We start from the raw sequence: 13,782 nt of genomic DNA on the forward strand, positions 1-13,782 counted from the left end.
GCGGGGCGGGCCGGCCGGCGGGCGGTGCCCCCGTGGGACGGTGCGCCCGACGTCGCCGCGACCGGGCCAGGAAACGCCCCGCGCCCGTCCCAGGGGCCAGAGCGACAGCTTCCGCCGGGATCCCGCCAGGGCCGCGTCCCTGCGTCCCGGCCACGTGGCGCCGGTCCGGCGCGCGGGCCGGGGCGGCGCCGGGGCGTGTCACTGGCCCACGCGGCCGTCGACGCACTCGCGCAGCAGGTCGGCGTGGCCGCAGTGGCGGGCGTACTCGTCGATGCGGTGCACGTGCAGTTCGCGGACGGCGATGCCCTGCTCGCCGATCCGGGCCCCCAGGTCCGCGTGGGCGGCCAGCGCGGCGTCGGTGGCTGCCTGCTCGCGCTCCAGGTCGGCGTAGGCCGAGTCGACGACGGCCTGTTCGGCGACGGCTCCGTGGAAGTCGGCGTCCCGCGCCCCGTACAGCTTGGGCAGGGGGTCGCCGGCGCCGATCCAGTTGCGCCAGTCGCGCTCGACCTCCGCGAGGTGGCGGAGGAGGCCGAGCAGGGACATGGTCGACGGCGGGACCGAGCGGCGGGCCAGCTGTCCGGGGTCCAGGCCCTCGCACTTCATGCGCAGGGTCAGCCGGTAGTTGGCCAGGCACTCCAGGAGGGTGGCGAGTTCGCCGTCGGGGCCGGGGCCCTCGTTGTCGCGGGGGTCCTTGTCAGGGTCGGTCCACATGTCGGGGTGGACGGTGGCCTCGGTCCATCGCTCGGGTCGGTCGCTCATGCGGGCCATGCTGACGGCCGCGCGTCCGCCGGCGCCACCGAGTTTTCCGGGGTCCGGGGTGGCCGGACGGCGGTGGGGGGAGACGCGCGCGGCGCGTCTCCCCCCACCGCCGATCCGGTGCGGCGGTCTCAGACCGCCAGTGACAGGTCGCTCTCCCCGTCCGCGCCCGCCGCGTCGGAGGCGGTCGGCGGACGTCCCTTGGCCAGCAGCGCGTCGGCCTTGGCCACCGCGTCGTGGATGCCTGTCGTCGCCATCATCACGCAGAGCGTGTAGCTGACGTCCGCCAGTTCGCGGGCCGCGGCCGGCCGCTCCCTCTCCGCCTGAGCGATGCGCAGTGACGCGTACCGCGTCAGCAACTCCCTGACGACCTTCGGGTCCGGTTCGAGCACGAAGCGCCCCTCTCTCGATTTGCGCTGCGTATGCCCGAACCCGGCGGAAACATTCACACCATGCACGCCACTGCTCACAATTGACCAAAAGCTGCCGCTTTTTGACCGGACAACAGCGGAATAACCCGGCAAACTGGCGGAGAATAGGCGGAATTCCAGAGTCCGATCAACGGACAGACCGACCGGCCACGGACGCCCTGCACACCCGCTCCCCGGCGCGCGGCACCCCCTTGACAGAAGGACGGCGAAGCGGCCCGCGGGCACGGCCGCGCGGTCCGCCGGGACGGCGGGCACCCGTGCCCCGCCCCGACGGACCGCTCCCCCTTCGCCCACCGTCCGCGACGGCGGGCGGAAGACCCGCGCCTTCTCCCCCGTGGAGGGCGCGGGTCAGTCTCCGATCGTGCGGGCCAGCTCCGTCGTGGCGCGGCTGATCTCGCTGTCGCCGTCCGCCAGGAGCCGCGGCAGCGCCTCGCGGCGGGCGCGGACCGCCTGCCGCGCCGCGCGCTCCCAGGCCACCGGGTTGTCCCGGTGGTTGAGGAGCTTGGGATAGACGCTCGCGGTGGTCTCCCACTGCCGGGCGTCGGCGATGTTCTTCAGGAGCCGGATGATCTGCGCCCGGCAGCTCACATGCGGCCGCTGCGCGAGTTCCCAGAGGAAGGGCACGGTCGCGGCGGTCGCCTGCTCGACCACGAACCCGTACTGGCAGATGCGCTTCCGCAGATCGCGGAGGGCGGCGCCGGCGGTCTCCGGGTCCCCTGCGGCCACTTTCTGCAGGAGGCGCGGGATGGCGGCGGCGGAACCGCTGGAGTCCTTGATGTCGTTCCAGGGGACCCGGTCCAGCCCGGTCAGGGGCGCGGTCCGGGCCGGTCCGGTCGGTGCTGTGGTGCGGCCGGTGCGCTCGGTGCTCGGCCGTGGTGTCTGAGCGCTGCGCATGGTGTGGGGCCCTTCCGCGGCAGTCGGGTCAAGTCAGGGGACGAGTGGGCAGCTTGGCCCAGACGGTCTTGCCGGCCGGAGTCCTCGGGGTCCAGCCCCACACCTCCGACAGGGCGTCGACGATGCCCAGCCCGCGGCCGTGCTCCCGCAGGGCCGACTCGTCGGAGGGCAGGAACACGGGCGCGTCCTCGCCGGGGTCCGAGACGGTCAGCGTCAGGTAGCCCGGGTCGAGGGCGAGGCCGAGCCGGACCTCGGGGGTCCCGGCCGAGCCCGCCGGGGGGCCGGCGTGCGCGACGGCGTTGGTGGCGAGTTCGGTGAGGACCAGGACGGCGTCGTCGCCGCGGTGCTCCAGCGACCAGGCGCGCAAGGTGTCCCGGGTGAAGGCCCTGGCGCGGGCGAATCCCTCCCTGGTGCAGGTGATGCGCAGCGCCGCCGAGGCGGGCCGCGCGGCGGACGGGCGGTGCTTCGCACAGTGATCGGGGGACGGCCACGCGCCGGGCCGCACCGTGTGCGGAGGGCCACCGAACCGGCCGGCCACACCCGTCCCCGAAGCGGGTTCGCCGGGTGACCGGAGCGTTCGGTGCGCAGGTGACGACACGACAACTCCCTGATACGACGTCAGGACGGGGCGTCGAACCAGGGGTTGACGCCACGGCTATTATCCACGCTGACAGCGCTCGCGTGCAATTGCACGAGAAATTGCGCGAAAAAAATCGGCTGGGAGCGTGCGAGGGCCGACGCGGTACGGCCCGCTTCCCCGAACGGCAAGGAGAACTGCGGTGCCACCACTGCGCAACGGAGTGCAGGCGAGTTCACTGGACGCCTGCTGGATGAAGAGCCGGTACAGCAACGCCGAGGGCAACTGTGTCGAGGTCGCCCTCGTCGACGGGGGCATAGCCATGCGCAACTCCCGCGATCCCGACGGCCCCGCCCTCGTCTACACCTCCGCGGAGGTCGCCGCCTTCGTCGCCGGCGCGAAGGACGGGGAGTTCGACTATCTGCTGTAGACGCGCGCCGCACGGGTGCCACCCGGCTTGCCACCGAGGCAAGCGGAGCCCAACTAGCCGATTCCTACGGGCTGATGCGCTGCGGACCGGCGGAGTGAGATAGTGTGATTCTCAAGTCTGCCGGTCTGCTGGGAGCAACGGATGTCCACCACATCGCCACGCATCTCCCGTCTCGAACCCTACCTCGACCGGGTCGAGCCGGCTCCCACTCTGCTGAAGATGCTCGTCGGCGTGCAGTTGGCCGGTTTCCGTGAGGACGCGGGCCTCTCCCAGGACCAGGCGGCGCGCAAACTGGGCTTCAGCGGCGCCAAGCTCTCCCGCATCGAGTCGGGCAAAGGCCGCAGGCCCCCGACGGAGAAGGACGTCCGCGCCCTCCTCAAGCTCTACGGCACGGACGCCTACGAGGCGTCGGTGCTGGTCAAGCTGCTAGGCAGGGCCGGTGAGCCCGGCTGGTGGCAGCGGTACGACAAGCGTCTGATGCCGGAGTGGTTCGAGCGCCTGGTCGGCCTCCAGGAGGCCGCGGAGACCATCCGCACCTTCGAGATCCAGTACGTGCCGGGTCTGCTCCAGACCGCCGCGTACACCCGTGCCGTGGTCGAGCGGGGCCTGCCCAACGCGCCCGCCGCCGAGGTGGAACGCCGGGTCGAGCTGCGGATGCGCCGGGCGGAGCTGCTGCACCGGACCGGCGCACCGCAACTGTGGGCGATCATCGACGAGTCGGTCCTGCTGCGCGTGCTGGGCAGCCGCGAGGTCATGCGCGAGCAACTGGAACACCTGGTGGTGATGGCGGAGCGGCCCCACGTGACGCTCCAGATCGTGCCGCTGGACGTGACGAACGCGTCGGCGCCCGCGATCCCGGTCACCTACCTGCGCTTCGGCGGTGTGGACCTGCCCGACGTGGTCTATCTGGAGCACATCCGGAGCGCCAACTTCCTGGAGGACCAGGACGAGACCGAGGAGTACCGGGTCGCGCTGGACCGGCTGGCCGACGAGGCGCTGACGCCCCGGGAGTCCGTGCGGATACTGCGCGAGACGATGGCGCGGCGCTACCCCGCCGGCTGAGCACGCGGCCCCGGGAGCCGGGTCCGCGTCACGACCGTAGGGCCGACGGCCCCGGGCCGCGCTCCGGCTCCCGCCGGGCGCGGGCCCGGGGCCGTTCGCGTCAGCGCAGCCGGCCGACGCCGCCGAACTCGATCCACTCCTGGGTGAGCTGGCGCGGCGCCACCTCGTTGTCCGGGCGCCAGGTGGAGACCTCCACGAGGCCCGGCTCCAGGACGTCCATGCCCTCGAACCACTCCTCGACGTCCCGGGGTTCGCGCACGCGGCCCCAGTGGCCCTGGGTCGCCTGGTCCATGAACTCCGTCACCGAGCGGCGCACCTCCGCGTCCTCGCTGACGAGCTGGCACATCACGGCGTAACTGCCGGGGGCCATCCGCTCGGTGACGCGGCGCACCACGGCCATGGGCCCGTCGGTGTCGCTGTCGGGGATGCAGTGGAAGACCGAGTTGAAGAGCACGGCCACCGGCTGCGTGAAGTCGATCAGGCGCCGGGTGTCCGGGTGGGAGAAGATCTCCTCGGTGGACCGCATGTCGGCGTGTATCACGGCGGTGCGGTCGTTCTGGTCGAGCAGCGCCCTGCCGTGCACGAGCACCATCGGGTCGTTGTCGACGTAGATCACGCGCGAGTCGGGGGCGACGCGCTGGGCGACCTGGTGCACGTTGTCCTGGGTGGGCAGGCCGGAGCCGTGGTCGAGGAACTGGCGTATCCCGTAGTCCTCGGCGAGGGTGCGGACCACACGCTGGAGGAAGCGGCGGTTGTTGAGCGCCAGCCGGCGCGTGCTGGGGACGACCTTGTCCAGCTCCCCGACCGCCGCCCGGTCCGCCGCGTAGTTGTCCTTGCCGCCCAGGTAGAAGTCGTACATACGCGCGGCGGTCGGCACGTTGGCGTCGATCTCCGTGGACAGCTGCTTGTCGGCTTGCATCATTCCCCCAGCTCCGTATCGCGCCAACTGGTCTGGCCTGACTGAGAGTACATCGTAAGTACCAGGTCATCAGCAGAACCAGGGGCCCCGGGTAACAAGATCCCAACGGCCTTGCCCCACAACTCATCTGACGCCACGTCCGGTACGGGCGCAAAGCGTTCGCGCCGGCGCGCGCCGGTCGCGTCCGGACCCCGCGGCCGGTCCGGGGAGCGGCTTAACCAGACCTTAAGGGCCGGTTAAGGCCGCCCGGGGCCCGTCCGGTTCACCGAGGACAGGCGGGTGCGGCGCCTTGCGGAGGGGTCCGGACTGTTGGCCGCGCCACCCGTCCCGCGTAGCATCGGGCCACGGCCTGAGAGCGCTCTCAGGCTGTCATGTCTCGTTCATTCAGGAGGCCCCCCACATGACTCCTCGTCACCAGCGGAACCTCGGCCGCCGCAAGCTGCTGTACGCCCTCGGCGGCGCGGCCGTCGCCGTCCCCGCCATCGCCGCGATCGCCCCCCACGCCCTCGCGGAGACCGCCTCCGGCGGCGACGGCGGCCCCTCGGCCAAGGCCGACGGCGCCCTGCCCGTCACCCTGGTCAACAACACTGGCTCCTTCGGGAACGACGACATCCACGTCTACGTCGTCGGCAACGAGGGCGGGCGGCAGGTCCGGCTCACCCCGGAGGGCACCCTCGCCCCCATCTCCCTCTCCGACAACGGCCCCGACGGCTTCACCGACTACGCCCTCGGCCTGACCGGCACCGAGACCCGGCTCACCCTGCCCCACATGTCCGGCCGCATCTACGTGGCGCTCGGCGGGAAGCTGCGGTTCAAGGCGGTCGCGGACGGCAACGGCGACGCCGCCCTCCAGTACCCGGCGGGCTGGGTCACCTCCGACCCGAGCTACGGGGTGCTGCACGACAGCGCCGAGTTCACCTACAACGCCGACGGCATGTTCTGCAACACCACCATGGTCGACATGTTCAGCGTGCCGCTGAGCATCCGGCTGACCGGCTCGCAGGACCAGACCACCGGCACCGTGCGTCCCGGCGGCCGGGCTGCCGCCTTCGCCGCGCTGCGCGAGATCGAGGAGTTCGCGCCGCTGGTCGTGGACGACACCCGTGTCATCGCCCCCGGCCACGGCCTGGACGCCGGCCTGTTCCCGAAGGACTACCTCGCCCCGTACATCGACGAGGTGTGGAGCACCTACACCGGCAAGGACCTCGTCGTCACCACCAACGCCGGCACCTTCACCGGCCGGGTCCGCGGCGACCGCCTCACCTTCGAAGGCCCCGCCCAGGTCTCCTTCGCCAAGCCGTCCACCCGGGACGTGCTCTTCTGCGACGGGAACCTCGCCGCGCCCAACGACGGCACCACCGGACCGGTCGCCGCCGTCCTCGGCGCCGGTTTCAACCGCGCGACGCTGCTCTCCTCCAGCCGGCAGCCGACGACCGACCCCGCCACGTTCTACGGCACCGCCCTGACCAACCACTACGCCAAGGCGGTGCACGCGGCCACCGAGGACGGCCGGGCCTACGGCTTCGCCTTCGACGACGTGGCCGACTTCGCCTCCTACGTCCAGGACACCGCCCCCACCGGCTTCCGGCTGACCCTCTCCCCCCTCTGAGCGGCGGCCCGGAGTGCGGGCGGCGCGGCACCGTAGGAGCGTGGGGATGTGCTCCCGAAGGTGTCCGTCGTGCCGCCACGCCGGGACGAGGACCGGCGCGGGTGGCTGCGAGGGGCGCCGCCGCCCCGCTGGGTCCGCGTCCTGCCGCTCGCCATGGTCGCCGCGATCTGCGTGTCGACGCTGCTCAGCCCCGGTCCGCTCGACATCGGCTTCCTGCTCGGGGCCATCCCGCCGATGGCCGTGCTGTCGTACAGCCCGCTGGCGACCGCGGCCCTCGGCGCCACCGCCGTCGTCCTGCTGAACATCCCGGACCTGCGGCTGGACCGGCCGGGCAACACCGATCTGCTGACCGTCACCTTCGTCGCCGTGCTCAGCGTCTTCGTCTCCTTCGTGCGCAGCCGCCGCGACGCGCAGCTCGACCTGGCCAGCACCGTCGCCGAGGCCGCCCAGCTCGCCGTGCTCTCCCCGCTGCCCGAGCGGGTCGGGCCGGTGCGCTGCGCGGGGCTGTACCGGGCGGCGCAGCGCGGCACCCTGGTCGGCGGCGACTTCTTCGACGTGCGCGAGGGACCCTTCGGGGTGCGGGTCGTGATGGGCGACGTGCAGGGCCACGGCCTGGCGGCGGTGGCCACCGTCGCCTCGCTGCTGGGGGCGTTCCGGGAGGCGGTGCTCGACGAGCGGGACCTCGCCTCGGTCGCCGCGCGCCTCGACCGCCGGCTCCTGGTGGACGCGGCGGACGCCCGGCTCGACGACCTCTTCGCCACGGCGGCGCTGCTGGAGTTCTCGGCGGACGCCCGGCAGGCGCGGGTGGCGCTCTGCGGCAGTCCGCCCCCGTTGCTGCTACGCGGGACCGCCGTCACGGGCCTGGAGGCGCCGCCCTGGACCCCGCTCGGGCTCGGCCTCGCCGACCCGGCCGGCATCGAGACGCGGACGGTGCCGCTGCTGCCCGGCGACCGGCTGCTGCTGGCCTCCGACGGCGTGCTGGAGGCCCGCGACCGGGCGGGGGAGTTCTATCCGCTGGCCGGGCGGGTGGCCGCCCTGGCGGGCGGTGACGGGGACCCGGACACGCTCGTGCGGCGGGTCTGGGCCGATCTGCGGGCCTTCGGCCCGACGGTGCGCGACGACGTCAGCCTGCTGGTGCTCACGCCCTCGCCCCCGCCGCACGACTGAGCCCGGCCTCGCCCCCGGCCCCTCTGGCGCTCCCCGCCCCTGAGCGGAATAGTGTTAAGAAAGGGTGTTTCGGGATAATCGGGAGCGAAGCCACGAACCGACCCGTACGCGCACGAACAGCGACCACCGCACGGCCCGAGCGGCGATCCGGCAACAGAGGAGCAGCCATCATGTCGACGCCACAGCCCGACGCCTCCCAGCCCTCCGACGCCCGCGCGAGCGAGGACCGCGCCACCCCGGACGACCGGCTCCACGCCCGCAACGGCACCGACGTCTCCCCCGAGGACCTGGTCCTCGCGACAGGCCGGGACATCACCCCCCGCAACCTCGAATGGGCCCGGCGCAAGCTGGCCGACGAGGGCCCCGCGGCCCTCGACAAGCTGCTGCCCTGACCCCCGCACGCCGCCCCGGCCGCTCCCATGGGAGCGGCCGGGGCGGCGTGCGGCCGTGCCGCGCCGGTCGCTCAGGGCCGCTCGGTGGGGTCCTCCACCACGTGCACGGCGGCCTCCTCGGCGCCCGCGGCGCCCGCGTCGATGCCCACGTCGTCCGCGACGGTCTCCTTGGTGGTGTCCGGGCGGACCCCTTCGTCGGGGGCGACCAGGCGGCCGGAGCGGGCGTCGCCGGCCTCGGGGTCGACCGGCTCGCCCTCGCCGCCCGGGGCGTCGCCCACCCCGTCGCCGTCCGGGGCCGCGACGTCGGGCACCTCCTGCTCCAGGCGTGCGTCCAGGCTCTCGCCGTCGTGCTGCTCCTCGGCGGTCGTGCCGTGCCGGGTGACGCCGAGGGGCTTCTCCGGCGGGGAGTAGCCCTCGTCCAGGGTCGCGTCGTAGTCGCGCTCGTCGACGGCGTCCTCCAGGTCGAGGGGCGCGGCGTCCTGCTGCTCCTCGTTGCCCTCGGTGGGCTGGTAGGCGTCGTCGGCCATCGGGTCGGTGCCCATCGCTGCCTCCCTCTCGCTGCGGTGGTTCGGCCGGCGCGGCCGATACGGTGACCGCTGTCGCGTTTCCCGATCCGCGCCCCTTAACCTCCGCCGCACCGCGCGCCGGCCCCCGCCGCACCGCGCGCCGCCGGCCGCGTCCGGAGGCCCGCGGCGCCGCTCCGGCCTACTCGTCGCCGTCCCCCGCCGGCCCGGCCGGCGGGGGTGCGACACGGGCGGTCAGCTCGCCCACCCGGTACGGGGTCCAGGTGCGGGCGTACTCCGGTGCGGCCTGCCCCGGGCCGAGCAGTACGGCGACGGGACGCTCGCGGGCGGTGCCGGTGATCTTCTCGGGGGTGGTGTTCTCGTTGTTGCCGCTGGTGGCGCCGGAGGAGCAGCCCGTGTAGTAGCCGATGGGGATGGCCTCGTAGCCGGTGAGCAGGCAGGGTGGGCGGACCCCGAGGCCGTGCAGTTCCGCGGCCGTGCGGGCCCAGGCGCGGCGGGCCTCGGTGCCGTTGCCGACGGTGTGCGCGAGGACGGCGAGCTGTACGGCCAGGTGACCGGCGAGGGCGAGCGCGACGAGCGGGGCGCCGGCCGGCCGCCACCGGCCGCGTGACGACCGGGCGAGGTACCACAGCGCGTCGGCGACCGGGAGGGCGAGCAGCGCGTAGGCGGGCTGGAGGAAGCGCGGCGCGGCGTAGCCGATGAGGAAGAGGTACGGCACCGCCGCCGTCAACGCGCAGGTGAGGGGAATCAGAGTGCGGGCGGTGCGCCGGGCCCGGACGGCGAGGACCAGTCCGAGGCCGGCGACGAGGGGCAGGAGGTACCACCACAGGGTGACGACCGGGTGCGGCATCGGCCCGGTGCACGGGCGGCACAGGGCACGACCGCCGAGGCTGCGGAGCTGGTCGGTGACGGCGAGGTGCCAGCCCAGGCCACCCTGGACGCGGGAGGCCTCCGCGAGCCGCTCGCCGAGCCCCCCGTACCAGGCGTACGCCTCCACCACCCACTCCCCCGCCCCGGCCACGAGCCCGCCCGCCAGGGCGAGGAGCAGCGCGCCGCGGCGGCGGACCAGGGCGAGGACGAGGAGCGGCACGCTCACCCAGACGGCGTCGGTGGGCCGCATCCACGCCATCAGCGCGGCCCCGGCGACCACGCCCCAAAGGGTGGCGCGGCCGGTGTGGCGGCGCAGGTGGAGGCGGGTGAAGCAGCCGGTGGCGACGAGGGCGCCGATCGCCACCCAGTAGTTGGGCATGGCCTGGGGGCCGTAGAAGAGGGTGACCCAGAGGGTGGCGAAGAAGGCGGCGGCCGTGGCCCGCACCCGGGCCGGGAAGAGGCCCCGCCAGGCGCGCAGCGCCAGGTAGAGGGCGAGCCCCGCGAGGACGGCCAGGTAGACGCGGAGCAGGACGGTGGAGGTGGACCAGGAGGCGACCGGCGCCACCAGGAGGGAGACGCCGCGGGAGCGGGGCGCGCTGAAGAAGGCGGCCGGGTGGTGGGCGGTGACCTGGCTGACGTAGACGGTCTCGTCCCAGCCGAGGCCGAACGCGGGCCCGACCAGGAGGAGTTGGGCGAGGGTGAACACGGCGGCCACCGCGGCGAGCGGCGCGTCGACCCGGTCGTGCCAGGGGCGGCCGGCGCCGGGCGCCGGGGCGCGGCGGCGGCCGGCGAGCATCGCGTGTGCGCCGTCGGCCATGGTCGCCCCTCACCCCCGCCGGGGCGGGGCCGTTCGGTCGGGCCCGCCCGCGGTGGGCGGGAGGCGGGCGGATCACGGTCAAGCTAACCCGCGCGGCGCGCGGGCGCAGAGGCTGGTTTCCGCCATCCGCCCCCTTCGTGCGCCCGCCCGGCGGGGTTTCAGCCGCCGGTGCCGGGGACGCGGTGGGGCGGCTGTTCGGGCGTGATCCGGCGCTTGGGCTCCGGTACGGCGAGGGTGACGGGGGTGGCGTCGTCCAACGGCACGGGGACGCCGTGGTGCCGGATGGTGAGCGGTTCGCCGTTGAGCAGCGTGTACGTCGCCTTGTCGGCGACGACCTCCACCCGCACGCACCGGCCGCGGAACTGGAGCCGGAAGGCGAGGCGGCTGAACTTCTCCGGCAAGCGCGGGGTGAAGGCGAGGCTCTCGCCCTCGCGTCGGGTGCCGCCGAAGCCGGCGACCAGCGCCATCCAGGTGCCGGCCAGCGAGGCGATGTGCAGGCCGTCGCGGGTGTTGTGCTCCAGGTCGGCCAGGTCCATGAGGGCGGCCTCGGCGGCGTAGTCGTAGGCGAGGCGCAGGTGGCCGGTCTGGGCGGCGACGACGGCCTGGCAGCAGGCGGAGAGGGAGGAGTCCCGTACGGTCAGCGGCTCGTAGTAGGCGAAGTTGCGGGCGAGTTGTTCCTCGTCGCAGGTGGCGTCGAACCAGTTCCCGCAGGTGTACATGGCGAGGACCAGGTCGGCCTGTTTGACGACCTGCTTGCGGTACAGGTCGAAGTAGGGGAAGTGCAGCAGCAGCGGGTACTGGTCGGCGCGGGTGCCGGCGAAGTCCCAGCGCTGGTGGCGGGTGAAGCCGGAGTGCTGTTCGTGGACGCCGGCCTCCTCGTCGTAGGGGATGTGCACGGACTCGGCGGCGTCCCGCCAGGCGGCGGCCTCCTCGTCGTCGACGCCGAGCCGTTCGGCCCGGTCGGGATGGCGTTCGCACACGTCGGCGGCGGCGATGAGGTTCGCGCGGGCCATGAGGTTGGTGTACGTGTTGTCGTCGACGACGGCGCTGTACTCGTCCGGTCCGGTGACCCCGTCGATGTGGAAGACGCCGTGGTGGTCGTGGTGGCCCAGGGAGCGCCACAGCCGGGCGGTCTCCACCAGGAGTTCCAGTCCGGTGTCGCGTTCGAAGTCGGTGTCGCCGGTGGCGGCGGTGTAGCGGACCGCGGCGTGCGCGATGTCGGCGCCGACGTGGAAGGCGGCGGTGCCGGCGGGCCAGTACGCGGAGCCCTCCGAGCCGTCGATGGTCCGCCAGGGGAACGCGGCGCCGGCGAGGCCGAGCTGGGCGGCGCGGTCGCGGGCGGCGGGCAGGGTGTCCTGGCGCCAGCGCAGCGCCTCGGCGACGGCCGTCGGCTCGGTGTACGTGAGGACGGGGAGCACGAACATCTCGGTGTCCCAGAAGGCGTGCCCGTCGTAGCCGGAGCCGGTCAGGCCCTTGGCGGGCAGCGCCCGCTGCTCGGCGCGGGCGCCGGCCTGCAGCACGTGGAAGAGGGCGAAGCGGACGGCCTGCTGGATCTCCTCGTCGCCGTGCACCTCGACGTCGGCGCGGGCCCAGAAATCGTCCAGGTAGGCGCGCTGTTCACTGACCAGCCCGTCCCATCCGCCGTGCGCGGCGGCGGCGAGCGCGGCCTCGACCTGGTCGCTCATGGCGGGCCGGGAACGGGCGCCGGACCAGCCGTGGGCGACGGTCTTCTGCACCCGCAGCGACTGCCCGGGGTCGAGCACGGAGGTGACCGTCAGCCGGGCCACGTCCGCGTCGCTCTCGGCGGCGGTGGTGGTGTGCCCGGGTCCGTCGACGACGTGGTCGGCGGCGACGGCGACCCGCAGGCCGCTGCGCCGGGTGCGGTGGACCAGGCGCAGCCGCAGCCCGTGCGCGGAGTGCTCCTCCGGCTCCAGCGGGGACTGGAGGGCCTGGGCGGCGCGGGGGTCGCCGTCGGGATCGGGCAGGCTCTCGTTGGCGACCAGCTCCGACTGGATGACGACCCGGGTCCGGCTGTCCACGGGCTCGATCCGGTACTCGACGGCGGCGATGGCCCGCTGGGTGAGGGAGACCAGGCGCGTGGAGCGCACCCGGATGGTCGTGCCGGCCGGGGAGGTCCACTCGCAGCTTCGCTCCAGCACCCCGCGGCGCAGGTCCAGGACGCGTTCGTGGCCGCGCAGGCGTCCGTAGCGCAGGTCGAAGGGCTCGTCGTCGACGAGGAGCCGCAGCAGTTTGCCGTTGGTGACGTTGATGACGGTCTGCCCGGACTCGGGGTAGCCGTAGCCGGCCTCGGCGTAGGGCAGGGGGTGGAGTTCGTGGACGCCGTTCAGGTAGCTGCCCGGCAGTCCGTGGGGTTCGCCCTCGTCGAGGTTGCCGCGCCAGCCGACGTGCCCGTTGGACAGGGCGAAGACGGACTCGCTCTGGGCGAGCAGGTCGAGGCTGAGCGCGGTCTCGCGTACGGACCAGGGCTCGACGGCGTACGTCCGGTTGGTGATCACGCGTGTCCTCCGAGTTCGGCGAGGTCCCCGACCACGCGGTCGGCGCCGTGGGCGTAGAGGGCGTCCGTCTGGCCGACCCGGTCGACGCCGACGACGTAGCCGAAGCCGCCGGAGCGGCCGGCGTCCATCCCGGCGAGGGCGTCCTCGAAGACGGCGGCCCGGGACGCCTCGACGCCGAGGTCGCGGGCGGCGGCGAGGAAGGTGTCCGGGCGGGGTTTGCCCGGCAGGCCGCGCTCGCGGGCCACGACCCCGTCGATGCGCACGTCGAAGAGCCGCTCGGCGTCGATGGAGCGCAGCACGTCGGCGGTGTTGGCGCTGGAGGAGACGATGGCGGTGCGCAGTCCGGCGGCGCGGACGGCGTCGATGTAGCGCAGCGTGCCCTCGTAGGGCTCCACGCCGTCGGTGCGGATCCGCTCCAGCAGCAGCGCGTTCTTCCGGTTGCCCACCCCGTTGACGGTGGGGGCGTCCGGGGGGTCGCCGGGGTCGCCCTCGGGCAGGTGGACGCCGCGTGAGGCGAGGAAGGAGCGCACGCCGTCGGCGCGGGGGCGGCCGTCGACGTACGCGTCGTAGTCGGCGTCGGTGAAGGGGCGGAAGCCGTCTCCGTCGCGCGCCCGCAGGAAGGCGTCGAACGTCTCCTTCCAGGCGGCGGCGTGGACCACGGCGGTCCGGGTGACGACCCCGTCGAGGTCGAAGAGGCACGCCTGGATGTCGTCGGGAAGACCGAGCTGCGTCGTCATACCCGGACCAGTTCCCCGCCGGAGCGCTTCCCATCGGTGGCATACGTCACGGAATCCACCGATTCACGGGATTCGCCGCGT

Annotated in this window: 14 protein-coding genes; 5 read left to right on the forward strand and 9 right to left on the reverse strand. The window is 73.8% G+C overall.

The features are described 5' to 3' along the window. Window positions 1-198: 198 nt before the first annotated feature. The 4 genes from VM636_RS00825 to VM636_RS00840 form a co-directional block, all read right to left on the reverse strand. Window positions 199-768, reverse strand: a complete 570-nt coding sequence (locus VM636_RS00825) for a DUF664 domain-containing protein (RefSeq protein ID WP_030420473.1) — start codon at window positions 766-768, stop codon at window positions 199-201. Between the two features lie 119 nt (window positions 769-887). Further along, window positions 888-1,148 carry a DUF5133 domain-containing protein gene (locus VM636_RS00830; RefSeq protein ID WP_030420472.1) on the reverse strand — a complete coding sequence of 87 codons (261 nt, stop codon included), beginning with the start codon at window positions 1,146-1,148 and terminating at the stop codon, window positions 888-890. 387 nt (window positions 1,149-1,535) lie between these two features. Further along, window positions 1,536-2,081, reverse strand: a complete 546-nt coding sequence (locus tag VM636_RS00835; protein WP_030420471.1) for a hypothetical protein — start codon at window positions 2,079-2,081, stop codon at window positions 1,536-1,538. A gap of 28 nt (window positions 2,082-2,109) precedes the next feature. Next, window positions 2,110-2,679 carry an ATP-binding protein gene (locus tag VM636_RS00840; protein ID WP_030420470.1) on the reverse strand — a complete coding sequence of 190 codons (570 nt, stop codon included), beginning with the start codon at window positions 2,677-2,679 and terminating at the stop codon, window positions 2,110-2,112. Window positions 2,680-2,860: 181 nt separating this feature from the next. Between VM636_RS00840 and VM636_RS00845 the strand changes: the two genes are divergently transcribed. Both VM636_RS00845 and VM636_RS00850 read left to right on the forward strand, forming a co-directional pair. Continuing rightward, complete coding sequence (locus VM636_RS00845; protein ID WP_030420469.1) at window positions 2,861-3,088, forward strand: DUF397 domain-containing protein; 228 nt, start codon at window positions 2,861-2,863, stop codon at window positions 3,086-3,088. 141 nt (window positions 3,089-3,229) lie between these two features. Continuing rightward, the gene (locus VM636_RS00850; protein WP_030420468.1) at window positions 3,230-4,150 is read left to right on the forward strand and encodes a helix-turn-helix transcriptional regulator; all 921 of its coding nucleotides are present in this window, start codon (window positions 3,230-3,232) and stop codon (window positions 4,148-4,150) included. Window positions 4,151-4,250: 100 nt separating this feature from the next. On the opposite strand, the gene VM636_RS00855 is transcribed toward VM636_RS00850, so the two are convergent. Continuing rightward, complete coding sequence (locus VM636_RS00855; protein WP_030420467.1) at window positions 4,251-5,069, reverse strand: SAM-dependent methyltransferase; 819 nt, start codon at window positions 5,067-5,069, stop codon at window positions 4,251-4,253. 400 nt (window positions 5,070-5,469) lie between these two features. On the opposite strand from VM636_RS00855, the gene VM636_RS00860 reads away from it, so the two are divergent. The 3 genes from VM636_RS00860 (at window position 5,470) to VM636_RS00870 (ending at window position 8,237) form a co-directional block, all read left to right on the forward strand. Continuing rightward, complete coding sequence (locus VM636_RS00860; RefSeq protein WP_030420466.1) at window positions 5,470-6,678, forward strand: beta-1,3-glucanase family protein; 1,209 nt, start codon at window positions 5,470-5,472, stop codon at window positions 6,676-6,678. A gap of 69 nt (window positions 6,679-6,747) precedes the next feature. Further along, window positions 6,748-7,845, forward strand: coding sequence for a PP2C family protein-serine/threonine phosphatase (locus tag VM636_RS00865; RefSeq protein WP_338482927.1), 1,098 nt, complete (start codon window positions 6,748-6,750; stop codon window positions 7,843-7,845). A 170-nt stretch (window positions 7,846-8,015) separates the two neighbouring features. After that, entirely contained in the window at window positions 8,016-8,237 is a 222-nt protein-coding gene (locus VM636_RS00870) for a hypothetical protein (protein ID WP_053912744.1), read from the forward strand. Window positions 8,238-8,308: 71 nt separating this feature from the next. Here the strand turns inward: VM636_RS00870 and VM636_RS00875 are convergent, their stop codons facing one another. From VM636_RS00875 to VM636_RS00890, 4 genes are all read right to left on the reverse strand, one after another. Then, complete coding sequence (locus VM636_RS00875; protein ID WP_030420463.1) at window positions 8,309-8,779, reverse strand: DUF5709 domain-containing protein; 471 nt, start codon at window positions 8,777-8,779, stop codon at window positions 8,309-8,311. Window positions 8,780-8,942: 163 nt separating this feature from the next. Further along, on the reverse strand, window positions 8,943-10,448 hold the full coding sequence (locus VM636_RS00880) for a hypothetical protein (RefSeq protein WP_053912746.1): 1,506 nt from the start codon (window positions 10,446-10,448) through the stop codon (window positions 8,943-8,945). A gap of 158 nt (window positions 10,449-10,606) precedes the next feature. After that, window positions 10,607-12,964, reverse strand: coding sequence for a glycosyl hydrolase family 65 protein (locus VM636_RS00885; RefSeq protein WP_030420461.1), 2,358 nt, complete (start codon window positions 12,962-12,964; stop codon window positions 10,607-10,609). After that, on the reverse strand, window positions 12,961-13,701 hold the full coding sequence (locus VM636_RS00890; RefSeq protein ID WP_030420460.1) for a beta-phosphoglucomutase family hydrolase: 741 nt from the start codon (window positions 13,699-13,701) through the stop codon (window positions 12,961-12,963). The genes VM636_RS00885 and VM636_RS00890 overlap by 4 nt, the downstream gene beginning before the upstream one ends. Window positions 13,702-13,782 lie beyond the last annotated feature (81 nt).

It is taken from the genome of Streptomyces sp. SCSIO 75703 (assembly GCF_036607905.1).
Taxonomy (GTDB): Bacteria; Actinomycetota; Actinomycetes; order Streptomycetales; family Streptomycetaceae; genus Streptomyces.

Excerpts from the sequence above, each read along its gene's own strand:
- VM636_RS00850 (WP_030420468.1), top strand. The coding sequence starts at position 3,230 with ATGTCCACCACATCGCCACGCATCTCCCGTCTCGAACCCTACCTCGAC.
- VM636_RS00890 (WP_030420460.1), bottom strand. The coding sequence starts at position 13,701 with ATGACGACGCAGCTCGGTCTTCCCGACGACATCCAGGCGTGCCTCTTC.
- VM636_RS00870 (WP_053912744.1), top strand. The coding sequence starts at position 8,016 with ATGTCGACGCCACAGCCCGACGCCTCCCAGCCCTCCGACGCCCGCGCG.
- VM636_RS00875 (WP_030420463.1), bottom strand. The coding sequence starts at position 8,779 with ATGGGCACCGACCCGATGGCCGACGACGCCTACCAGCCCACCGAGGGC.
- VM636_RS00835 (WP_030420471.1), bottom strand. The coding sequence starts at position 2,081 with ATGCGCAGCGCTCAGACACCACGGCCGAGCACCGAGCGCACCGGCCGC.
- VM636_RS00855 (WP_030420467.1), bottom strand. The coding sequence starts at position 5,069 with ATGCAAGCCGACAAGCAGCTGTCCACGGAGATCGACGCCAACGTGCCG.
- VM636_RS00860 (WP_030420466.1), top strand. The coding sequence starts at position 5,470 with ATGACTCCTCGTCACCAGCGGAACCTCGGCCGCCGCAAGCTGCTGTAC.
- VM636_RS00825 (WP_030420473.1), bottom strand. The coding sequence starts at position 768 with ATGGCCCGCATGAGCGACCGACCCGAGCGATGGACCGAGGCCACCGTC.
- VM636_RS00880 (WP_053912746.1), bottom strand. The coding sequence starts at position 10,448 with ATGGCCGACGGCGCACACGCGATGCTCGCCGGCCGCCGCCGCGCCCCG.